Annotated in this window: 17 protein-coding genes, 1 pseudogene and 1 CRISPR repeat array (1 of these 19 only partly in view); of the genes and pseudogenes, 2 read left to right on the top strand and 16 right to left on the bottom strand. The window is 54.6% G+C overall.

Annotated elements, in window-relative coordinates:
- Positions 1 to 1814: direct repeats of the CRISPR family, unit length 28 nt; unit sequence TTTCTTAGCTGCCTATGCGGCAGTGAAC (it extends 2357 nt beyond the left edge of the window).
- Positions 1815 to 1943: 129 nt separating this feature from the next.
- The 5 genes from Tel_12180 to Tel_12200 all read right to left on the bottom strand — a co-directional run bounded on the left by Tel_12180 (position 1944) and on the right by Tel_12200 (position 6142).
- Positions 1944 to 2510 carry a type I-F CRISPR-associated endoribonuclease Cas6/Csy4 gene (locus Tel_12180; protein ID ALP53829.1) on the bottom strand — a complete coding sequence of 189 codons (567 nt, stop codon included), beginning with the start codon at positions 2508 to 2510 and terminating at the stop codon, positions 1944 to 1946.
- A gap of 3 nt (positions 2511 to 2513) precedes the next feature.
- A complete protein-coding gene (locus Tel_12185) occupies positions 2514 to 3560 on the bottom strand; it encodes a type I-F CRISPR-associated protein Csy3 (GenBank protein ID ALP53830.1) in 1047 nt (348 codons plus the stop codon).
- Between the two features lie 10 nt (positions 3561 to 3570).
- Positions 3571 to 4542, bottom strand: coding sequence for a type I-F CRISPR-associated protein Csy2 (locus Tel_12190; protein ID ALP53831.1), 972 nt, complete (start codon positions 4540 to 4542; stop codon positions 3571 to 3573).
- Complete coding sequence (locus Tel_12195) at positions 4535 to 5842, bottom strand: hypothetical protein (protein ID ALP53832.1); 1308 nt, start codon at positions 5840 to 5842, stop codon at positions 4535 to 4537. Before Tel_12195 ends, Tel_12190 begins: the two co-directional genes overlap by 8 nt.
- 75 nt (positions 5843 to 5917) lie before the next feature.
- The gene (locus Tel_12200; GenBank protein ALP53833.1) at positions 5918 to 6142 is read right to left on the bottom strand and encodes a hypothetical protein; all 225 of its coding nucleotides are present in this window, start codon (positions 6140 to 6142) and stop codon (positions 5918 to 5920) included.
- A 604-nt stretch (positions 6143 to 6746) separates the two neighbouring features.
- Here Tel_12200 and Tel_12205 point away from each other — a divergent pair.
- A complete protein-coding gene (locus tag Tel_12205) occupies positions 6747 to 6992 on the top strand; it encodes a hypothetical protein (GenBank protein ALP53834.1) in 246 nt (81 codons plus the stop codon).
- Entirely contained in the window at positions 6992 to 7309 is a 318-nt protein-coding gene (locus Tel_12210; protein ID ALP53835.1) for a plasmid maintenance protein CcdB, read from the top strand. The genes Tel_12205 and Tel_12210 overlap by 1 nt, the downstream gene beginning before the upstream one ends.
- Here Tel_12210 and Tel_12215 read toward each other — a convergent pair.
- From Tel_12215 to Tel_12265, 11 genes and pseudogenes are all read right to left on the bottom strand, one after another.
- On the bottom strand, positions 7306 to 10554 hold the full coding sequence (locus Tel_12215) for a type I-F CRISPR-associated helicase Cas3 (GenBank protein ALP53836.1): 3249 nt from the start codon (positions 10552 to 10554) through the stop codon (positions 7306 to 7308). The genes Tel_12210 and Tel_12215 overlap by 4 nt on opposite strands.
- Positions 10551 to 11531, bottom strand: a complete 981-nt coding sequence (locus Tel_12220) for a type I-F CRISPR-associated endonuclease Cas1 (protein ID ALP53837.1) — start codon at positions 11529 to 11531, stop codon at positions 10551 to 10553. The genes Tel_12215 and Tel_12220 overlap by 4 nt, the downstream gene beginning before the upstream one ends.
- 84 nt (positions 11532 to 11615) lie before the next feature.
- Positions 11616 to 11813 (bottom strand): hypothetical protein, encoded by a 198-nt coding sequence (locus Tel_12225; GenBank protein ID ALP53838.1) that lies wholly within the window; start codon positions 11811 to 11813, stop codon positions 11616 to 11618.
- A 52-nt stretch (positions 11814 to 11865) separates the two neighbouring features.
- Entirely contained in the window at positions 11866 to 12903 is a 1038-nt protein-coding gene (locus Tel_12230; GenBank protein ID ALP53839.1) for a cytoplasmic protein, read from the bottom strand.
- Positions 12904 to 12980: 77 nt separating this feature from the next.
- A complete protein-coding gene (locus tag Tel_12235) occupies positions 12981 to 13949 on the bottom strand; it encodes a transcriptional regulator (GenBank protein ALP53840.1) in 969 nt (322 codons plus the stop codon).
- Between the two features lie 271 nt (positions 13950 to 14220).
- Complete coding sequence (locus Tel_12240; GenBank protein ID ALP53841.1) at positions 14221 to 15174, bottom strand: hypothetical protein; 954 nt, start codon at positions 15172 to 15174, stop codon at positions 14221 to 14223.
- Positions 15175 to 15408: 234 nt separating this feature from the next.
- A complete protein-coding gene (locus Tel_12245; protein ID ALP53842.1) occupies positions 15409 to 15828 on the bottom strand; it encodes a hypothetical protein in 420 nt (139 codons plus the stop codon).
- Positions 15829 to 15873: 45 nt separating this feature from the next.
- A complete protein-coding gene (locus Tel_12250) occupies positions 15874 to 16512 on the bottom strand; it encodes a hypothetical protein (GenBank protein ID ALP53843.1) in 639 nt (212 codons plus the stop codon).
- Positions 16513 to 16592: 80 nt separating this feature from the next.
- Positions 16593 to 18626 carry a hypothetical protein gene (locus Tel_12255; GenBank protein ID ALP53844.1) on the bottom strand — a complete coding sequence of 678 codons (2034 nt, stop codon included), beginning with the start codon at positions 18624 to 18626 and terminating at the stop codon, positions 16593 to 16595.
- Positions 18627 to 19608: 982 nt separating this feature from the next.
- Positions 19609 to 19977: pseudogene (locus tag Tel_12260) on the bottom strand (hypothetical protein).
- A 287-nt stretch (positions 19978 to 20264) separates the two neighbouring features.
- A complete protein-coding gene (locus Tel_12265) occupies positions 20265 to 22175 on the bottom strand; it encodes a hypothetical protein (GenBank protein ALP53845.1) in 1911 nt (636 codons plus the stop codon).
- Positions 22176 to 22186: the final 11 nt, after the last annotated feature.

The raw sequence follows: 22186 nt of genomic DNA on the forward strand, positions 1-22186 counted from the left end.
ATGCGGCAGTGAACCCGCATTCGGGTATTTGCGCTCAATCGCATGGTTTCTTAGCTGCCTATGCGGCAGTGAACTATTTGCTGACATGCGCCAGCAGTCGGCAATATTTCTTAGCTGCCTATGCGGCAGTGAACTAGTCGATTCCTCCACCATCGGCGGAGTTCCTTTTCTTAGCTGCCTATGCGGCAGTGAACGGACATCCACTAGAAGATTGCCATCCGACGTTTTTCTTAGCTGCCTATGCGGCAGTGAACTCGATGCCCGCCTGGCGGCTGCTGTCGATTGCTTTCTTAGCTGCCTATGCGGCAGTGAACACGGCAATCGAAAACGCACAATAACATCGCATTTTCTTAGCTGCCTATGCGGCAGTGAACTCAAAATCCATATTCTTCATGGGTCTTCCCTTTTTCTTAGCTGCCTATGCGGCAGTGAACGCTACCAGTCGTCCGCCCGGCTTGAGGCATGTTTTCTTAGCTGCCTATGCGGCAGTGAACTGTAATGTTCTGCGAGCCAAGGGGTTTCATAATTTCTTAGCTGCCTATGCGGCAGTGAACACCATCGGGCTGCACAAACCAGATGGCCATCTTTTCTTAGCTGCCTATGCGGCAGTGAACGGTGGCCTCTGGGGATGGATAGACATCAAACGTTTCTTAGCTGCCTATGCGGCAGTGAACTCACAGGCACATCGTCGGCGCCGGTGATAGCGTTTCTTAGCTGCCTATGCGGCAGTGAACATAGTGTGATGTCGCGTGGTCGCGATGATTTATTTCTTAGCTGCCTATGCGGCAGTGAACGCTGTGGTGAGTTAACCCGGCGGCATACACAATTTCTTAGCTGCCTATGCGGCAGTGAACGACGATATTAGAGCCTGCCGGTATTTTGCAGCTTTCTTAGCTGCCTATGCGGCAGTGAACCCCGCCGATACTGATCTTGAGCAAGACGCTCATTTCTTAGCTGCCTATGCGGCAGTGAACGGCGAGGTGCTCAAACACATCACCATTATCAGTTTCTTAGCTGCCTATGCGGCAGTGAACGCGATAGCTGACGCGCTTGCGAACGATACGCCTTTCTTAGCTGCCTATGCGGCAGTGAACTTTTTTATCTTCCGCCAGTGACCGCCCATCCATTTCTTAGCTGCCTATGCGGCAGTGAACAAATTGCGCACCATTGACAGCAGCATGTCTTTTTTCTTAGCTGCCTATGCGGCAGTGAACTTTGAATACGGGCAGTATTCCGGCACTGTAGTTTTCTTAGCTGCCTATGCGGCAGTGAACTGCTGGCCTCGCGCAAAAAGCGTGCCGCGCTGTTTCTTAGCTGCCTATGCGGCAGTGAACCGCGAAAAATACCTGCAACTCACCATGACCGATTTCTTAGCTGCCTATGCGGCAGTGAACGTTTCGAAGTGCTGGCACGGTTGAGCAGTAATTTTCTTAGCTGCCTATGCGGCAGTGAACCTGAGACTCGCGGCAATACGAGATCGGCTAGTTTTCTTAGCTGCCTATGCGGCAGTGAACTCCGCAGTGCGCAGCATTTCGGCCGTGAGTTCTTTCTTAGCTGCCTATGCGGCAGTGAACATTATTTCGCCCTGAATGACAGCAATGAATATTTTCTTAGCTGCCTATGCGGCAGTGAACGTGGGGTTGCCAATGGTGCATGAGCCCTTGGCTTTCTTAGCTGCCTATGCGGCAGTGAACTGCTGTTTGGTGCGGTTCTGGCTACTTTTGCTTTTCTTAGCTGCCTATGCGGCAGTGAACTGATGCCTGGTGTATTTTCCGGTGACGACGACTTTCTTAGCTGCCTATGCGGCAGTGAACGTGACAAAGCCACTTATAAGTCCCTAATTGTAAAAGAGCATGTTCCAAAATAGGAAAACCCACCCTTTTTGGCAGGGTGGGTATAAGTATTTGATTTAAAACACTTGAGGCTATATGCCTCAAAAAGGGTCAAAACCAAGGAATGGTGGCTTCGTTACTCAGACCGTAGGTGTTGAATTCACCACTCGAGGAGTGTGACTTGGGCGGCATATGCTCCAAAAACAGCCTGAACCGCTGACCGGTGCTTTCACTCTTTAGTTGCAGATAGGGTAAATCAAGCCGTTTTTCTACTGAGTCAGGGATAAGCCCCTCTACATCTCGCTCGGTTACGTCTTCGTGTCGCTTGCGGTACCGACGACGCATCCGCTCGGCACTTGATTTAGCTTGCACCCGGCGGATCCTGCAGTGTGACGAATCTGGCGGTACCGGGGTTATTTCACCTACCTCCACATGATCCCGCATCCCGGACAGCCAGTTCTTCTTTTGAAGATTTTCGAGCGCCGCTTCTGAACCATGCAGCCTAAGAATATCTCCCAAGTGGGGCCGTTTTTTATCTACTTTTGGAAAACTTACTCCTATCTCTCTGCTTTGAAGAGCTACCAATGCTCGGTGCAGCTTGGCAAATAAAGCATTTATCAGCATTGGGGCAGGAAACTCCGGGTCGGGCAGTATCTTTATATTTTGATACCTATTCATAGCTTAGTCCTTTTCGCTGGAGCCAAATACCCCACCTCGGATCAGAGTTGCCATTACGTAGTGTTGGTGTCCCTCTTCCGGCTCCTTGCCTTTGAGCACCCAATTGTCCAACAGGTTGTAAAAATCGATCTTCTGTTTCGGCTGCCGATAAGCTTTTCCTTGCGAAGTCACAGAACCATAAGGTTCAACGGCAATGGGGCCGATGCCGTCCACATCGTCATACCAGGTATCGATGGTACGCAGGGCGTTACCGATTTTTTGGCTGTGCATGGCGGCTACTTCGCTACCCGCCTCTCCTACAGAGTAAAGTGTCTTACTCTTTTGTCCTTTTTGCGATCCGCGATCCAAGATAAGCTCTTGCGATGGGTAAATCTCTTGGCCATCTCCAACTCGAACGTAGGCGACGATTTCCACCAAGGTATACTCTTTGCCTGCCAGGCCGTTTTCGATTACACCTGCCAAGGATTTGAAATCAGCCTCTGCATTGCTCGGCACACTGAAATTACGCAAGGAGAAATCGAGGGCATTAAACTCCCAGCTATTGATCACGGAGCCATCCTTCAAATGGTTGACCTGCACAGCGACCTGTTCTGCCCCCAATCGGTTGCGCCATAAAAAACGGCCGTTGGCGATATTGTGCGCGTAACGCTTTGCCAATTCACCAAAGCCGGACTGGTCTACATAGCCATTAACGGTGGCCTGGAGCTGTTGCTGATAGTCGGCACTATTACAGGCGGAGGGTGTTCCCGCGCCACCCAATACTTTCAATGTGAAACGGGCACGCAACGTATCGGCATCGTTAGGTAACATTGCCACATCCACTGTTTGTAGATTTGGGGCCTGAATTGAGGCATCGAGTTTCGCGGGATCCTGATCTTTGGTCTTGAGCCGGTTGGAAATCGTGCCCCGCACCGACTTTTCCCGAATGGTAACGGCAGGCCAGTGATGACCATTATTCTGATCACCCCACGCCCCGGCACTAAAAAGTGCGTCGGACGGGTCCAGTTTACGTTCAAATGCCAATACAGATGCAGTTTTAAGTTCAGCCATGTTCTACTCCTTACTTATTATTAATGTCAGTGTTAGTTACAAAATCAGCGTAGCGGTTGCTGCACCGGTAGATACCTTTCTCAACATCCGCTTGTTGATGCCACAGTAGTTGTTGCAGCGTGGTTATACGATGAGGGCTTACCCATTCACCCAGTGAATAGAGGTTTTCAACGAAACAGAAAGGCGTCTCGTTATCGCGCGCGTTGCGCACTTCGCCGGGTTGGTAGAGTGGTGAAATCGACGCATACCCTACCGGGATGGGCACCAGCCAGCCTGGATTTTTACGGATGCCCCACTGCTTCTCATCAGGATTGTCAGGATCGGGAACATCCGGCTCGATATTGAGACGCGAGAGGTCCAAAAGTGCATCAAGCGCGTTGCTCTCAGCATCGGTTTGACGCAGCCAGGCCAAACGCTGCTGGAGCCTGTCCTCCCTCTGTACCAGCGCAAAGCCCGGCAGTAACCGGCGACGTAGCTTCATGAACAGCACATCCTGGCTTTGTCGATCGATTGGTAACGACCAGTATTGTGGTTGGTAACGGCGATCGCGCCTAGGCAGCAGTGTGCCACCGGCCAATCGCTGGAGATAAAGAGTGCGGTTTAGTTCGCTCAAAAAGGCTTCGCGATCCTCCTCATCCAAGTGGTCGTTTAGTCCAATGACCAGACTCACCTCCATGTGGGCGCGGCCCTCTTCGACAATGGCCGCCGTTTTGCCATCCTTGCCCACTGGGTGACGTGCCAGGTTAAACACGCGGGTATATTTTCCTGCCGGTTGAGAGACCTGGGGTTCAAACTTGTGACAGACGATGCCAACACCGCCAAAGCCCTCTTCCAGTGAGTTAGCCAGGCGCCTCTCCAACGCATGGACAAAACCGCTAAAAGCGGTGGGCGATGGAAATCCCCATGTGAGCGGCCCGGAAACCGCATTGGCGTTTTGCACTTGCAAGCGGGGCAATACGATGAGTGCTTTAGGATCAGTCATACTCCACCTCCAAGCGCAGCATGGAGAGGACTTTATCCAAGTCTCTTTCCCATTTAGCAGCCTCATCCCTGCTCAATGGCAAGCTATTTTTCTTTTTGATCAGTTGGCCGTTCAGCCAGTTGGCAAAGCGCTTACAAACGGCCTCCTTCCAATCGCCCCATGTGTAGGTTTTGGCAAACGCCTCATCGCTCTCCGCCCGCACCGGGTTAAACCAGCACTGTTCGTCCATGTTTAGGTGGCACTCATCCAATGCCGTCCAGTGACTATCGATCTCACGCAACTGGGCAGCAAACTGCAACAGCTCTTCAATGATTCGATTTACCAGCTCAATGCGCTTGTTGCGTATCTCAAAGTTGTTTTGATCTTCCCTCAGGCTGTAGAGAAAATTGCGCAACTCCCGAACCGCCGCTTTTACCTCCGGACGCCGTCCAAACCAGCCGTCGAAAACGCTCTCTACACGTAACGGGGGTTTAACCGGCTCCGAAACCCAATCCGGTGGGCATGAACGAAGCAGATAGTTCTCGCCATAGCGTTCGCTATTGAGTTGGCTGATGTTTTGCGGTTTGGTGCCACCGAATTGCTGAATTACTATTCGCGGATATTCATGGTAACCATGAGGATGTGCTTTTCCTTCACGACGAGCGTCTCGGGCCGCCTTCGCCTCTTCTGAGAAGCGGTCATCCCTGACAGTTTGCCACACGTGATGGACCAGCGACGTCGGAAACATCGGCGCGAGCAGGTGAAACTCATCTTCGCCGATGGGCCAGTAGAGCTGCTTCGCCAATTTATGAGACGCGGGCTCCCCCTTACTCTCAACCAGCCCCGCAAACGCCTCCATCCAGGTCTGTTTCTGTTCATCATCCGATGGCAGGACTTGCCGAAGTGCAGAGTCGGCCTCAATGGCACGGGCAAGCAGCGATTTCTCCTGCACCTCCAGGCGCAGAAATTTATAGACATCCAGCGCAGCCGCATTCCCCACCACATCCTGCGCGATCTCGCCCGCCAATGTGTGAGTACCAATCGCCAACTCTCCCGCATCGACATTGCCAGGTGAGTTGAGATTGGTGCCCTTGGCATCTGGATGAATGTATTTCAACGCATGGGTAATTTGCTGAATCTGTCCGACCCTGCGCGCCGCATCGGGAATCCAGTTTTCCAGTTTAAAGTCTTCGATAAGCTTTTGCCGCTTCTCCTCATCCTTGGCCTTCTCCAGCTTGGCCTGCAGGCGCTCCTGCAGAAAACCGTCGATGACGGTGCGGAGCTGGGCTATCTCTTCCGTCTCCGTTATTGCTTGTGTCACAAATAGATCCCCCTTAATACATGCATCTTTATTAAAAAAGGCAGACCACCAAGAGTGGCCCGCCTCGTACTTGTATCAACCCGGACTTTTACTCGGGTCATCTTTTCGTTGATAGGTACGCTCTTCCTGAAACAGCCCATCTTCTTTATGGATCTTCACTGAACCGGTTTTATCCTTCATGTAGTCACGCGTTTTCTCAATGATCTCGCGCTTTGTCTCTGCTGTTTTGGAGGCACGCCGCCCCCCTTCTTTGGTGAGATTCCATTTCTCACCTTGCTTTTTGATGTGGTAGTTATCCACTGTTATAACCTCACGATTTAATCGGACATTGGGTCAAATGCAGGGGAAATACACTTCCCCTGCTTACTGGGTTAGAATGCCCGGAGCAGCAACTCCGGGCTTAGGCTCTTCTGATTCGATGGACGCAAAGCATCTTCTGTCCTCCTTTAGGTGGATCTCGCTAGTCACGAGAGGGGTTGCAGCTTCAACTGGCGCCGCACCACCGGCGCCAGTTGATCCCTTAAACAAGTCCTCCTTAGTAGTACTTATGAATTAAAAGATAAAACGATACCTAACCGCAATAGTACATCCAAAACCGAAGAAGTCAAGAAAGAGCCCCAACTGTCCAATATTTAGCCGATAACCAACTCCTCTTACCTTACAAAAACCTATTGATAAACATGGCATAATGTCTGAACTGCCGAACAGGCAGCTAAGAAATTAGTTGTACTTAAGAAACAAAACATTCACTGCCGCATAGGCAGTTACACATGCCGGGCCTGAAAGCCCGGCATCATCCCGATACCCACCCTCACGTCGCCCCATAAACACTTGGCGACCCCACACTCTTTTGCTACATTTCTAATGCGCATCATGAATGCGCACTCAATATGGAGTAAACCTTATGCCCCATCTATACAACGAAAACGCCGCCAAAAAGTCCACCAACCTCAGCATCAACAGCGACCTGCTTGCCAAGGTGAAAAAACTTAACATCAACCTCTCCGCCACCCTGGAACATGCCCTGGCCGAGGAGTTGAAAAGAGCCGAACGGGATAAGTGGCTGAAGGAGAACAAAGGCGCCATCGATGAACTGAACAAACTGGCCGATAAAACCGGGCTGTTCTCCGATGCCTATCGGGGTTTCTGATGACCCAGTTCGCTTTGTATAAAAATGAAGACAGCGCTTCCAATACCACCTACCCCTATTTTGTCGATGTCCAAAATTCCTTACTTGCCGATCTGAATTCACGCCTGGTGATTCCCCTTACCCCTCACAGCGCATTGGGCAACACGGATGTGAAGCGGCTGTGCCCGGTTTTTCATTTTGACGAGGGCGACTTTGTTCTCCTGACCCATCAAATGACCTCGGCGCCCAAATCGATCCTGAAAACAGAGGCGGGCTCGCTGGCAGAGTTTCGATACGAGATACTCACGGCTATTGATATGCTCATCTCCGGAATTTAGGCCTTCCAAAATCCCAAAGCCGGGTGATAGTTCCAGCCGTAACCGGCCTCCCACTCCAGATCCACAAAACCAAATTGTTTTGCGCATTCGCATTCGTCGATTCCGAACCTTTCCGCCAACTCGGTGAGCGCCTCTTCGTAATCCGGCTCGCCCCAGAAACCGATGCCTGATCCTTGGTTTAACTCAACCGGATGAAGAAGGTTGTCTGAGTCCTGAGGCAGCTGCCCCGGCGTGATTTTGTAGAGCCTGATCGCTTCGTTATCGTCGTAAAGCAGGGCATAGCGCTGCCTGCCCAGCGGATCGTTACGGAATTGCTGTTTCCTTTGCAGGTATCCGCAAAGATGGGCACGGGTTGTCCACCACCAGTAGACCGGCTTTTGCTTCTGCACGGAATCACCCTCCAACATCAGATCGTGCAATACGGCGTGCTCAATATCCACAAGGTTTTGCGCGGGCTCTAACAACCGGCGCTCTTGGATACGGCTGCTTGCGTCTATCACCGCCAGTTGCTCTTGGGTGAGCAGTTCTGTAAGGCGATGGCTTGCCAGCATGAACTGGTCGCTCTCAAAGCCTGGGCGGCAGAATGCCGGTTTGTCTCCGCCGTTTTTTAGATACTTGATATTGGTATCCAACAGATAGAGGTTGGCCTCGTTGATCATCTTGGGTTCATCGCGATGGCGCCTGACGCGCCCGGCCAACTGGGTGATGGAGCGTTGCGAGGAGGGTTCGACAATCGCCCAGTCGTAGTCGTGATCGCGGCCGACTTCGGCGACGGCGGTGGCGAGTACGACGAAGATGTGATCGTGAGCTGGGTGGCTGTTGATCTGGGCACGCAGCTCCTCGTCCTCAAACAGTGCTGTGGGATCGTGTCGTTTCAGCACGCGATCCAGCCTTTTTTCTATGGCGGAGCGCATCAACAGTGGATGTTGGGAGTGATAAACGCAGAGGTGGACATAGCATCCTTCCTTGCCACCAAGGGCATAGAGCGCCCTTGCCACTTCGACCAGCGGTTTGATATTCGCCATGCGAACCAGGCCGAGGCTGATCCGCTTGTCGCTTTTGGGATCATCAACCGCATGTTTGTCATGCAGGGTATGAATAAAGTCGTACAGATAGCCCGCGAACTCCGGGTAGATTGCTTCGGGCTTCTGCTTCAAGGCGATGGGCAGCGGCTTGACTTCTGCCTTTCTACGTTGCTCTTTTTGCGCAATTTTCGATAGTCGCTGAATCCGCTTGTCAACGAACTGTTGATGGGCATCGACAAAGTTGGCTTCACAATCCGCAGATTGACAACCAAACTCATCAAACCAGCCACAGCATATTGGGGCAACCTGTGCCCCTTCACCGCGATTATCTTGAAATATACGACGGCCTTGTCGATACGCGTTGAACAAACCCTGTATGAGTGCCGGGGGCAATGTAGCGGAGGATAACAACACCCGACTGCCTAACATCCCGGCCCAATACACCAGGCGGGTCAGCGCGGGCAGATCCTCCACGCCGAAGTCGTCCGGCTCGTCCAAAATCAGGTCCGAACTCATCAGCCGCAGCATAGGGGCGATCTGCCGCCCTCCACGAGTGCCGTCTGTGGCCGGGATTAGATGATCAATGGTACAGGCAAGAATGGGGGCATTGAGCAGTTTTTGCGCATCTCGATTATGTTTCAACCATTCGTTGAGCGGTCCATCCTCCAGGCTGCCTTCGAAATGGACGTGAGTGTTATCCAATAGCAGGTCTTCGGCCGACTCGGAGCCGGTGTAACTGAGTGGCCCGTCGGGCTCGCGATTTTTTTTATGAAGTGTGCGAATGGCGCCACCGCCCACCAGCACAGCCATATCTTCGTCGCCTAAATTCAGCTTGTCGCGATAGGCGTCGCCGGTCTGGAGCGTGAGGGTTCGCAAGCCAAGTGCGATATTAAAGCGGGCGCCTTGGTTCGCATCGGCCAGTCCATACATGATGCGGCCGTTGCCGAGGGTTTTGCCACAACCAGTGGAGGCCATGTTGACGCCGAAAAAACCTTGATCAGCGCTTTTGGTTTGCAGACTTACGGCAAGATCGTAGGCTTTGTCTTGCCAGCGAAAACGGCTGTCTTTGCTGCGCTGACGAAAACCTTTGTGACGGGCGATTCTCGGGAGCTGGGCCGCCATGCGCGGCAGACTGCGCACGATGCGGGCGGCATTGACCTCTACCCCGATCAAGTGTTCGTCAAGGCGCTGTTTCAGCTTGCCGGTCTCCCTGTCGGTATTGGCGCTCAACGGAAACTTGCGGTCACCATAGCGGCTATGGCTTGGCTCTGCAGAGTAGTAGTGGTCCGCCAACATGAGCGCCATACGCGAGAGGTGAACCACATAGGGGTTATCGAACCATGACGAGGTCATCAACTGGGGGCGCTGTAGTAACCGCTTCGCCAGCTTACGGACATGTTCGCACCAATGTTTACTATCTGAGGGCAAGCCCTTGTTAAACTGCCAACAAAGGGCGGCGTCCGCATCGTCACGCATGCCGCACCAATTAGCCTTTATCGCCTTGGGTAACGCGCCAAGATCATGATCGCAATCACCCGGCGGAGTCGGCGTACGATGATGACTAACGATGAGCCAGCCGATGAGCTGGGCCAACGGCGGCAGCCCATTTTTTTTAAATGGACCGCTGGTATCCGACCCCACCCCATCACGCTTCAATCTTTCAAGCCATGCTTGATCACCGCCGGGCGACAATTCGACCATCCTGCCCAACCAAACCTCATCGCTATCCTGACCCACAAACGCTTCAAAGAGGCGTAGTGATACCCATTCATGGCGATAGGCATCCGCAACCGGCTTTTTGCTTTTGCTGCGCAGCTTTTTTTGAAACGCATCATTGGCCTTACCTAGATCGTGAAACAGCGCCGCCATGGCCGCCAGCAAACGAATGTCCTCCGCGGTGTGCCAGTCATTTTCATCCTGATTGCGTAACACGTCGCGTTTTGTTGTGTTGGTGGGTGTTGCCCCTTGCGCATTAAAACGTTTGGCGTCGCCGACGATCCACATCAGTTCGCTATGATCCCTGCCTCGTATCCAGTGACAGGCAACGGCAGTATTTTTACGTGCGGTTTTGCGCAACATTTTGTGCAGGGTTTGCAGCCCCTGCATTGTGATGGGCGTTTGCCAGGTACGATCACCGCGCCGCTCGGCAAATTGATCTAGAATTCGGCGCGTCTCTTTAAGAGCATTTTTGCTGCACTGAGAGACCAACAATACATTCATTGCGCCTTGCCTCCTGTCTCTATAGCGATTTTCTTCAGGGTGTCGATCATGAAGTCAAGCGATTCGGTGCGGGTGAGCGCTTCTATGCAGGCGACACGAAATTCCTGCTCATCATTCCCTGCCATGGCTGAGATAAATGCCTGGGGTAGAATTACAGCATCCTTTACCAGGTCAGCCACATCGAAAACCAAGCCGCCTCTTCTCGTTTTCCCGTGCAACACGGCAAGACCGTGGGGTAGCCCGAGCACCCATGTGGCTGTTGCGCCGAGCCCATAGGCGAGATAGTTACCGTGATCGAGAAAGCGATTGGCGGGGTCGGTACCGCTGCCGTTCTTGGCACGGGTGAACTTTTCATCATACCCCACAGTACGCACGGCGGTTTTGAACAGTTCTTTTGTCAAGCGCGCTTCCAGCGCAAGAAGGTCGTTGGTTCCCGGCGCATTTTTAATGGCTTCAGCTGTTCTTTCCAGTGCCGGCTTCAATAAACTCGGGGTTACCGTAAAGCCAGCGTCTTTTAGTGCGCGGCTGTTAAACCAGTGTTGCTCAAGCCTTTGCAGGCGTGCATGCTGAAACCGTTTGGCGGCTTCCAGCCGTAACGCGTCATCAAACCAAAATTTCACCCAATGCTGCAAATATTCCGTCGGCCGGTATTCGCTTTGCGGCGACAGCCAGGCAACTTCCACGTCCACCTCGTTGGCGCTGAACAACGGCGTGCCACCACCGCCACAAAAACCAACCAGCACCCCCGCTTTGGCCAGTTCGCGCATAGCGGCCTGGGTAATCGACGTGCCGGTCCCGAGCAACATGCAGGTGGTGTTGGCGATTGGGATATTCCAGTAAAGGGAGGATTTCCCCTCGTCGGTGACATATTCCACCCGACCGCCGTTGACTAATATGCGGCAATGCTGAAGATAGTAGATGTTGGCCCGTTTCGAGTGAAGAACACTTTTTAAATCGCTTGGTGATATATCTTCCATTTTTCTCCATTCCCCCAAGAGCGTGAGCTCCACGCCAAATTCTTATATTTTTTATCCCAATTAATTTAGGGTGTTATCCAGTTCTTATTCCATAACCCACGTCACAAACCTATACGCCCATATAGCCAGCGTAATCACCGTCAACACAAGAAACCAAGGGCTCACCGTAACCGCCAACACAGCCGATGCCATCGCCACAAACACCAGCTTTACGGGATGAAACGGATCGTCGTTACTCATTTGTTCGGCCTCCGTTGTTTCTCCATCCTGCTTTTGCAACATAGGGGGTGTATCAGAACCTGATACCACCACTCTGCTAGCGTTTTTGAATTCATTATGGCTGTGCCTGTTTATCAATACGGAGTCTCGCCTGCCGTATGGATTGTTGCAGCTTGGCCTGTAGAATTTCCCGCGGCGGCAGCACTGTTAGATACTCCGCCACATGAATGCCGCATTTATCCAGTTCCAGTAGCTCGATTTGCTCCTGTTTTTTGTCGGCACACAGGATGATGCCAAGCGGCGACTCTTCATCCGGCTCTTGTTCGTGTTTCGCCAGCCAGCGCAGGTATAACTCCATCTGGCCTTTGTGTTCGGCGCGGAAATCGCCCAGTTTCAAATCCATGACCACCAACCTCTTGAGCTTACGATTGTAAAACAGCAGGTCTATGTAATAGTCGTCAGTGCCGATTTGCAGACGTTTTTGGCGGGCAACGAAGGTGAACCCCGCACCCAATTCCAGCAGAAACGATTCCAGTTCACGCAAAATCGCGTCTTCCAGATCTCGTTCAAGATAACGATCATTCAACTCCAAAAAATCAAGTACGTAGGGGTCTTTTAATAACAGCGAAGGGGCAATCTGTTGTTCTTGACGTAGTTGTTGAAGATCGTGATGGGCGGTTTCTTCCGGCTTTTTTGATATGGCCGTGCGCTCAAAAAGCTGAGAGTCGATCCGCGCCTGAAGTTGACGTGTTGACCAGCGTTCCAGACGGCACATCTCCAGATAGAAATCCCGCTTTATCGAGTTATCTATATAAATCAGTATCTTAATGTGGGTCCAGCTCAATTCTCTCCGCACTGCGGAGACAGTCTCCTCGCTGGCGAAACTCTCCGCAAAGCGGAGACAATGCCGTAATTGCTTTTCGCTCCAGCCCCTACCGTACGTTTCGGTAAGACGCTGAGAGAGTTTTACTATCACCTGCTTACCGTATTCCGCCCGCGTATCATTTAGCACGTTGGATTTGATGCGCCCCCCAATTTGCCAGTAAAGCCAGGTCAACTCTGAATTTATTGCGGCGGCAGCCTGCCTTTTAGCGTCATCGATTAATCCACGCACTTCCGTGAACAGTGTGCCTATGCCTTCAATCTCACCCATCTGACCAACTTATCCTTCATTTGAAGCTGTTATCCCCTTGTATCACGACCCCTGTATCAAAACCTGACACCGCCTTATCATCCGCTTGCCTCATAATTCCCAAGCGCCAACTTCAGCTTTTCCCGCACCGCTTCTCTAAGACTCTCCGGCCCCACCACCTCCACGTCCGGCCCGTACTTGAGTATGTCCATAATCAATTCCTTGGGATTGCTGTAAGGCAACTTGAGCTGGTACTGCCCGTCGGCCAGAAATTCACCTTCCTGCCTGGGATGCCAGCGCTCTTCGGCGACCCAGCGGGCGGCGATGGGACTGAACCGGAGTACAGCGGTGTGATCGGCCTTGCCGGAGAAGATGCCGTAGGCATCGGCGAAGTAGTCTTGCAGGGTTTGTTGGTCCACCTCCTCGGCGCGTTGCTCGAGAATTTTTATCTGCTTGATGCGGTCGACGGAGAAGTTGCGCAGGGCCTGGCGTTTGTGGCACCAGGCGTCCAGGTACCAGTTGTCGCGGTAGTGCACGAGACGTTGCGGTGAGACGGTGCGTTGGGTGGTTTGGTTGCTGCCGCGGGCGTGGTAGTGCAGTTTTAGCCGCTTGCGCTGCAGCACGCCCTCGGCCACTTTTTGGAAGGCGTCGGCGTGGGTACGTACGCCCATGGCGAGTACGCGCACACGGTCGGTGAGCTCGCCGCTGCCGAGGTGTTTGGATTGCAGCAGATGTTCGATGCGTTTTTGCACCGGTTTCAGCTGCTCGTCGAGCAGGCCGGGCTGCAGGTCGTGCATCAGTTTGTGGATGGCCAGCAGGGCGTGCAGCTCTTGTGCGTTGAACCAGAGACCGGGGAGTTCGTAGGGGTGTTCGCCGTTGCTGTCGTAATACCAACCGTTGTCGTTGTATTCGATGGGCGCCCCCAGATAGTCACGCATGGTATTAACCAGGCGCATGAAGGTGGAGCGTGAACACTCGAGCTTTTTCTGGATGGCCGTTCGCGGGATGGGATAGCGCGCGTCGCTCAACAGCTTGTGCAGCGCATATATGCGATCGAACTTGTCCAAACGACCCCCGTTATTCAGACTGACATGAACCAGCCCACTAACATACGCGTGCAGAGGGTGTTTTACAAACGGGGGATCAATGGGGACCGGCCGAGTTGAACACCGCGTGGAGTATCCACCGGCTAAAGCCAGTGGCTTCGGGGGATGACTATAAGCCGGATTGATCGGCCATACGGCCGATATATTTGCCCCCTATCCCTGAACACCCGCAGGGCATACAGGATAGGGTGCCTTCAATAGCCTGTTTGGTATAAAGGGGTGATGAGCGCGCTTACCAACCGCCGCCGCTGCTCCAGCCGCCACCGCCGCTGCCCCAGCCGCCACCACCGCCGCTGCCACCAATATTGCAGTCATGGTCTGGGTTTTGTTCGGGATCGCAGAAGTCTATCCATCTGACCTCGTAGACATCGAAGGTGTCTTCGGCATAGCTGTAGTTCTTGAATTCACCCCCGCCATGAGTATACAGGCCGGCGGTGACGTGAGAATTCGGAGAATCGGCCATATCGAACGTTGCCGAGGCGGATGGGATGTCGGCATCCGTTATGGTCACCCGGTTGACGACGGTACCGGGTGTCGTCATGTCGCTGTAACTGATGTTGGTCATATCAACAGAGAATACCGATTCCATGCCGTCATCGTTGATGTTCTGGGTGATCTTGGGTTTGTACTCGTTGAAGGGTTTGTAAAATTCCTGTTCGATGCCGGCGTCCTTGATGATGGCGCGCATGTGAACGGTGCGTGGATTGCCGGCACCGTTGCCCGTGTCCCGCACGTCGGGTCCGAGGGGGTTATCGATGTTGTCGAGATAGCCGGTGCTGAGGGCGGAGTCGTGGGAGCCGGAACTTCTGATGTACCACTCCATCACGAAGTCTTCGGTCTCCTTGCCGACGATGACATGGAAATAACCGTTACCCACTTCCTGCAGAAAATAGCCGCTGCCGCAACCGCGCCCCAGGCTGAACGAGCTGCCGCCACCGCCACCCCAGCCTCCGCCGCCGGAGTCTCCGTCGCTGCTTTGGTTACCGCCGCTACACTCGACGTTGGACCAGCCGCCGGCGCCGTCACCAGAACCGCCCCAGCCTCCGCCGCCACCGCTGCCACTGTCTCTGTCGGGGGTAAAATTGAGTTCAAACTCGGCGCGTGGCGTGGTGAGATTAAAACTGAATAATGCAAAACCACTCGCCAACAACAACATATAAAGAGGGTATTTATCGAACTTCACCATCAGAAAATCCTACCAAATCATGCACATACAAATTCAAGCAGGTTTCCTGCTGCTGGCCCCCATTCCTTTTGGGGTGAATTATTTGCTGATTTAAGAAAAGTTAAATTATTTTTAGAATTACTGTGAATTAATACCATACACAAGAGAATCACGCAATCCTAATATTGAATCCGCCTTGGCCCGCAGCTTATGGCTGTGTGCCGGAGTCACCGAATTTCACGCCCCCGCAGCAGGTCATTTTGCCGCTGCAAAGGCCATCACTGCATTGACCGAAACGAAGCCGATCACAAACACGATCAGCATGCCACGGTCGAACATTTCAGCGGTTTCCAGCTGGCCTTCTCCCTTGGCGATGCGTGACGAGATGACCGAGCCGAACAAGGTCAGGAAGATGGTGACCATGGCCAGGCCGTTGGCCATATCGATCAAGGTCACCATGTTAACGCCGGGCAGTTCGTTCAGGTTGACGTAGCTGCTGGCCACAGAGGCGAAGAAGGCCCCCACACCAAGGCTGATACGCTCACCGGACAAGGGTGAAAAGACGAAGGCCAGCAAGGCGATGGCGACGGAGGCGAACAGGCCCTGGAAGAGCTTGAAATACAAGCCCCAATCGGGCCGGTCGATGGCGATACCGTAAGTAATCTGCGAATACACCGCCTGGTAACCTGCGGGTAGGCGCGGATCACCGCGCCGGGTCTTTTAGGCGTGGGGCTTGCTGACCATCTCGGCCTGTTGCAAGCGATAGCCCGGCACTTCGACGCGCGAACTGTATTCCGCGCCGTTTTCGCCCGGCGTATAGCGCAGACGATTCCAAAGATGGTCACCGTCTTCGATGCGGATGGTCAACAAATGATTGTCAACGGGATAACGCACCACATTGAAAAACTTGGTCATGCGCGCCGTGACACGGTAGAGGGCGTAATGCAGACCGTCTTCGGTGGTTTGCTCGAGCTTGGTTTTGGATTGAACTTCACCATTGATAATCTGGAAGGTCTCCCCCGGGTCGAGTGAATCGTTGCGCCATTTAAACCAAATATATAAGTCCGCCGTCCAGCTGGTGGCCTTGGTGGAAATATCCAGAATGCGATCCAGATAGATGCCCACGTATACCGTGTCATAGGTGTCGGAATCCATTTTCTCGAGTTCGGCCAGATCGACCCGGGTTCGGCCCTGCTCGGTTTTATGAGGGTCTAGGCGCGCTTCGTGGCGCTGCAGGGTTTCAATCTTATCGGCATAAAGTTTACTGCCGCCGAAATACCCGGCGATAAGAAAAAACCCGATCAACAGCAGCAACCACGATGCTGCGATTGCACGCCCCTTGGTTTCAAAAAAATCCATTTAAACCTCTCCTGCCACTGTAATACCGGTCAGTAAAACTTCATTACCGTAATTAGAAAAAACACACCCAGCACACTGGGCTAATAGATCGCCTTGGCCAGCAGGCCGTTCTGGTATTCGAAGAACGGGGAACGCATGCCCAAGGCCAGCCGGAAGGCGTCCATGGGCACCAGGATGATGACGAAATAGATCACGAAAAAGAAATACTCGAGATAGAATATCTCGCCCGCGGAGATGCTTTTGCGAATATCGAGATGGGAAAACACGACGACGAAAAAGACGGCGACGCAGATACTCATCAGGCGTCCCACCTCCACATGCTTGGATAACAGCGCCACCGCAAACAACACAATCGAGACGACGATCAAGGGCGTAAGATTGGAAATGAAGGCATCGATGAACACGCGCTTCACCCCTATTTCGTAGTACAGGGTGGGCATCACCTCGCGCTCAAACGCCTGCTCGATGCCGAAGTCGGTGTTTTTTTGCAATGCGCGTAATACGAAATAGGCCTCATTGAGTTTCCATCCGGGCAGAAACGCGCCCTGGTCCAGTCCGGGCAACAAGGTCGCGGTGGTAAGGGTATAGGCATCCAGATCCGGTACCAGCACCACGTTCTGGGTTTTGGCGAGAGGCAGCAACTGCATGTCCAGATGCTCGACCTCAAGCGGATAGCGCGAATAATCCACCGGCACGCGCAATATGGCTTGAAACGCCCATTGCAGCACTTCGCCGCCGGCAACCGGGTAACGCCCCAGCTCTTCCATTTTGACACTCTTGGCCCGGCCTATCTGGAGACCTTTGGCCAGCTCCTGTGGATAATCGTCGCCGTATGTTTGCCACAGCCGCCCGGTCACCAGCACATCATTGGCATTATTGAACTCAATCGCATCAATATAAACCCCGGTGGGAACATACAAGGGCGGATCCAGATGCTTGCTTTCGCTTGACTGGCGATAACTGTTCATCACGGCCTGCAGGGTGGCCTTGTCGGAGACCTTGACGCCGGAGCTATGAATCGACGGATGATAGGTCAAAGCCAGATCCCAGATGATACTGATCCCCACGATGAGCAATACGGAAACGATCGCCGTCAGCAGCCATACCCTGAACGGTGAACCGAAACTGGCCTTTAGCAGCAAGGCCGCCAGGGTGCTGCAGAACAGGATCGCGCTGATGATTATCCACAGAATCTGTTGCCGCAGCGTGTCGACATTGATATCCAGATCGCTTTTGATAAAGGTATTTTGCAGCGACCAGCCCGAGGTGGGCACGGTCGCAAAGATCAACCAGGAGGCCTCACCGGTGGTGGTGCTGACATGATCTATCACCCCGCCTTCACCGCGCGCCGCTCTGTCGGCGATCACAAGCCGGTCGGCATCATTTTTCTGACGCGCCACATCACGGATATTCTGACGTGTCTGCACATATTCATAATTGGGGTGATAGAGATAATTGCCGTCGCGCGTGGTCAGCGCACCGAAGCCGCTGGGGCCGATATTCAAAGACTCGATAATATCTCTGATCTGCGCCATGGAGATATCGATGGTGACCACACCGTTGGCCGTCTTTTCTCCGCTGTCCGGATGAACGCGATAGAACAGCGCCGAATAGGTGATCATGTAGGTCTTGCCGGCTTCGTCCCAATAGGGTTCGCTCCAGCGATTGCCCTTATCCATGGCCTGCACATACCAATCGTATTCCGGCGCGGTGTAATCGTACACATCGGCGAGTTGCAGAAACTCCAGCGCGCCATCGCGGCCGGACTTGGAATAATAGGCCGAATACAGCCTGACGTCCGGGGTGTAGCCGTAAGGAACGAAGCTGATCGAGCCGCCATAGGCGTAAGGATTGGCGACCAGCATTTCTCTGAGCCGGTGCAGCATGTGATCGCGATCGATGCCGCCTTCGGTGAGTCCGTTTGCCAAGGTCTCCGCGGAGTTCATGGCCTGCCGCAATACGGCATCGATCCTGGCGGCGGCATCGGCGGTCAGCTGGCGCAAATCGGCCTTGGCCGACGCATAGATACTGTTTTTGTAACTGACATGCTGATAACTCAACACGCCGACACCCAGCAATGAAACCAGGCATGTCAGCCACAACAGGCGGTGCAACCACGGATGCCGATGTGAAACGGTTTGGGATTCTGTTGCGTTTACGTCCATGTTTGCTTCTTATTATTATTAGGGCGTCCCACTCTCGACCCCCGCTCGTGGGACGGGCTTACTCCCCGGTCGGCAAGGTCTTGACCACCGCACGTGTACCCGTCGCCCCGCTGCGTTTGTTGGGCACATTCATTTCATTCCAGACGCCGGCCGCGGCCTTAAAGGCGCCGCTGGCGCCATCGGCAATCTTGGTCAAGGCAATGATCTTGGGACGGCCGTCGCCACCCACCTCCCAGCCCCACTTGACCGAGCCTACATAGCTGTCACCGCCGCTGCCTTCGTGCAGGGCGGTCACTTCGAACTCCTGCTTGCCACTGATGCTGGCACTCCTCACCGGCACCGTGGGTTCATCCGACAACAAGGCGGTGTTCCAGCTGCCACCACTCTTCTGGGCACTGGTGACATGGCCCTGCTTGAGGGCGCCGGTCGGCTCCAGCTGAGAGAGATCACCGCCCGGACGCGCCTTCATCGGCGCATCTTCGGTCAGACGCTGCTCGGCATAGCGTGGATCCAGGTTTACCAGCTCGCCGCCCTCGTCATAGAGCTGTTGATCGATGGCCCAACCCGCGTCGGTGGTCCGCATGCCGAAGCCGGCGGTCTTGTTGCCCTCTGAGGCCGAGGTCTCTTCATTGACAAAACCGCGGGGCGTGGATTTACGCTTGGTGATCTTCATATCGTCCTTCACCGACTGCACCAGGCTGACCCGATCGCCGTCGGCGCCCATTTCACTCTTGGGCGTAAACTCCAAAATAATCTTGGCGCCGTAGTGCTTAGTCGCCGCCGTGGTCTGATTCCAGAAATAGGGCTCGAAACGCTTGGTATCGAAACTGCCGCCAGCCACGGCCACGGCGCGTTGGATAGGCAAACCGGCTGCGCACCCGACACCCGGCTTGAGTTGGGCGGGTTCTTGCCACGCGGCGCTGACGGCATAAGCACTCGCCCGCGCCCCCATGACGTCCGCTTCCTTTTCCAACGCGGGCTCATCATTGATCGCCGCGCCCTTGGCCTGTACGGTCGGCCGCACCCGGCCCTGTTTCTGTTGTACCGTGTGCCAGGCCTCGTGGGGCAGGTGGTGCTCCTGACCCGGGCCGAGATGAATCTCGCTGCCCTGGGCATAGGCCAGAGCATTGAGTTGCGCCGGCTTGTCCGAGTTACGATGCACCCGCACATCGGACATATCCAACCCCGACATCGCCTCGATGCCCGCCTTGAGCTTGTCGGGCAGGCCGTTGCCACTCGCCGGCTGACGCTGCAGCGGCGCGTCGCTGCTGTGCTGCAAGCGGCGGCGCTGCGCCGTCATGCGCGGGCTGCCGTCGATGGTGGCCGACAAGCGCTGCTGGCGCTGCGCACGCGTGGAGCGGTCCTGATCTGATCCGCCGGCATAGCCCGCGCCGGACGGAGAGCGCCCTTGCGCCGCCGCCCTGGGCTGCTGCGTTGAACCTTCCCTTTCGTGTTCTGGTTTCATGGTCGCGTCCTCTGTCTCGTTCTTCTCTTGGTCTCTGGGCGCTGTGCGTGTCAGCGCCGCCCTATAGGTAATGTATTGGTAAACCGCGCGTGTCCTTGTCTGGCTTTCATACGCGCACCGGATCAGGGTAAGGGCGGCCGCGTTGCCCGGCTGACATAGCGCACCGTCATGACCAGCGCGATAAGCACGCCCAGGGAGGCAATCACCGCATCGGCCCGTGCCTGCCAATACGGATCGCAGATCAAGGAGATGATAAAAATCAGCAACGTCGTCAAACCGGCGGCGGCGAAATAGAGGAAATGTTGTTTATAAAAACTACGCAGGCGACACACCCAGATGGCGACCAGGGCATAGATACCGAGCACCGCAACCAACAGATCAAAGGCAAGCCGGAATGCCCAGCGGTTAGGACAGGCGAATTGACACAGACCGGGCATATATTGATCCACCAGGCCGCCAATGTGATCATCGTCGCCGGCGGCGCTATACAGTTCAACAATCCTGGACTTGATGGCGGCCATGTCTGCGTCGCTTGCCAGGGGCAGGGGCCACAGGCCGACACCGGCGAAATTATCCTGAAAATAGATCAGGTCGTCGGTGAACTGGGTGAAGGCGCCGCGTGGATCATCGGCATGCCCGTCAGGCGATATCACCGGCACGATCTTTCTCAATACCGCCTTGCGCTGCGCGCCGCGGAATTCGTCTTCGATATTGCGGCGTAGAATCTTCTTGGCATCGGAGGTCGGCTGTTGCAGGAAGACAAAGACGTAATCCACTGGGGCCGCGTCGCCGTCGCTACTGTCCAGCAGAATGCTCTCCAGGTCGCTAAAAGCAGCTTGCTGATCCAAGGCCGCGACATCGAGATCGAGCAGGATATTGATGTGATAGTCCCGCTCACGCTCGGCCAGTCTTTGCGCCACCTGATTGACGAAGGTGATGAGGTTGGCCCGCTTGCCGGCAGACTCGGTGTAATTGTCGAACACCAGTGTCACTCCGTCGCCGCGTACCGCGGCACCGCCCTCAAACAGCGTCAAGGGATCGTTCAACAGGCTCGTTTGACTGGGCGTAAATTGTTGCGTCACGGCTTCGACCGTGGCGCCCACTGCACGACGCAGCCGTTTGCCATCCCACGCCTGCCAGCCGCGGGCCTGAATCGTGACATCCACCGCGACGCGGTATTTATGGGCCAGATTGATAAACCCGGCTGCATCCCAGTCATCGCTCCACTGCAGCGAGCTTTGGATGTCGCCCTCTGCGTTGAGCGCCAAGGCGTAGAAGGCAATGCGGTCGAAGAGGCTGAAGTCCACCTCTTGCGGCGTGCCATCCGCGAGCCAATAGGGGTAGAAGCCATAGACCAGACTGGAATGCTCGCCCGAACATCCGCAGTCAGCGCCGCTCACTTGAATGGGGTTGAGCTTGGCGCCGGGCTCGACCCGCGCCTGCGCCAGGATATCATCCAGATAGGGCCGATACTCCAAGTCGCTGCCGGCAAACAACTGAGCCAGGGCGGATTTGAACAGGGCGGCATTGGCGTAGGCAATACCGGCGATGCCGGACAAGGCCTCCAGAATAGGATCAGGCAGGGTTTCGTCGGCGACCGGCTGTTGCTCGCCGCCTTGCTCGCTGTCTTGGGATTGGCCGTCATCGCTGTCCTGTTGCGGCGGCGACCAGCGATAATAGACGCCGGCATCGGCGCGTTCGGACTCCGTCGCCGTCGACGGGGTTGCGGCTGCAGGCGTCGTCGCTGAGGGCGCTTGATCGAGCAACTCCACCAAGGTCGCAGCGATATCCGCGGCGCCGGCCTGCACGGCATGCGCACGGCAGAAACGCTGCAAGGCCAGGCGCGTATCGGCGCCCAACACGCCATCGCTGTCGATGGGTCCGTAACCCAAGCCGTTGAGCCTTTGCTGAATCTGGATCACCCGTTGCTTGGTGACCGTTTGCACATATTGCTGAAATGCGTCCTTGATCACGGCCGGCTGGCAGCTGTCAGGCGCATCCTGCGCCCAGACCGCGGCGTTCAGCAGCGACATGCCCAGGGCGC

The sequence above is a fragment of the Candidatus Tenderia electrophaga genome (genome assembly GCA_001447805.1).
In the GTDB taxonomy this organism is placed as follows: domain Bacteria; phylum Pseudomonadota; class Gammaproteobacteria; order Tenderiales; family Tenderiaceae; genus Tenderia; species Tenderia electrophaga.

Bases quoted from the DNA above. Each gene is read 5' to 3' on its own strand.
- Tel_12180 (ALP53829.1), bottom strand. From the start codon at position 2,510: ATGAATAGGTATCAAAATATAAAGATACTGCCCGACCCGGAGTTTCCT.
- Tel_12185 (ALP53830.1), bottom strand. From the start codon at position 3,560: ATGGCTGAACTTAAAACTGCATCTGTATTGGCATTTGAACGTAAACTG.
- Tel_12190 (ALP53831.1), bottom strand. From the start codon at position 4,542: ATGACTGATCCTAAAGCACTCATCGTATTGCCCCGCTTGCAAGTGCAA.
- Tel_12205 (ALP53834.1), top strand. From the start codon at position 6,747: ATGCCCCATCTATACAACGAAAACGCCGCCAAAAAGTCCACCAACCTC.
- Tel_12210 (ALP53835.1), top strand. From the start codon at position 6,992: ATGACCCAGTTCGCTTTGTATAAAAATGAAGACAGCGCTTCCAATACC.
- Tel_12215 (ALP53836.1), bottom strand. From the start codon at position 10,554: ATGAATGTATTGTTGGTCTCTCAGTGCAGCAAAAATGCTCTTAAAGAG.
- Tel_12220 (ALP53837.1), bottom strand. From the start codon at position 11,531: ATGGAAGATATATCACCAAGCGATTTAAAAAGTGTTCTTCACTCGAAA.
- Tel_12225 (ALP53838.1), bottom strand. From the start codon at position 11,813: ATGTTGCAAAAGCAGGATGGAGAAACAACGGAGGCCGAACAAATGAGT.
- Tel_12230 (ALP53839.1), bottom strand. From the start codon at position 12,903: ATGGGTGAGATTGAAGGCATAGGCACACTGTTCACGGAAGTGCGTGGA.
- Tel_12240 (ALP53841.1), bottom strand. From the start codon at position 15,174: ATGGTGAAGTTCGATAAATACCCTCTTTATATGTTGTTGTTGGCGAGT.
- Tel_12250 (ALP53843.1), bottom strand. From the start codon at position 16,512: ATGGATTTTTTTGAAACCAAGGGGCGTGCAATCGCAGCATCGTGGTTG.
- Tel_12265 (ALP53845.1), bottom strand. From the start codon at position 22,175: ATGTCGCTGCTGAACGCCGCGGTCTGGGCGCAGGATGCGCCTGACAGC.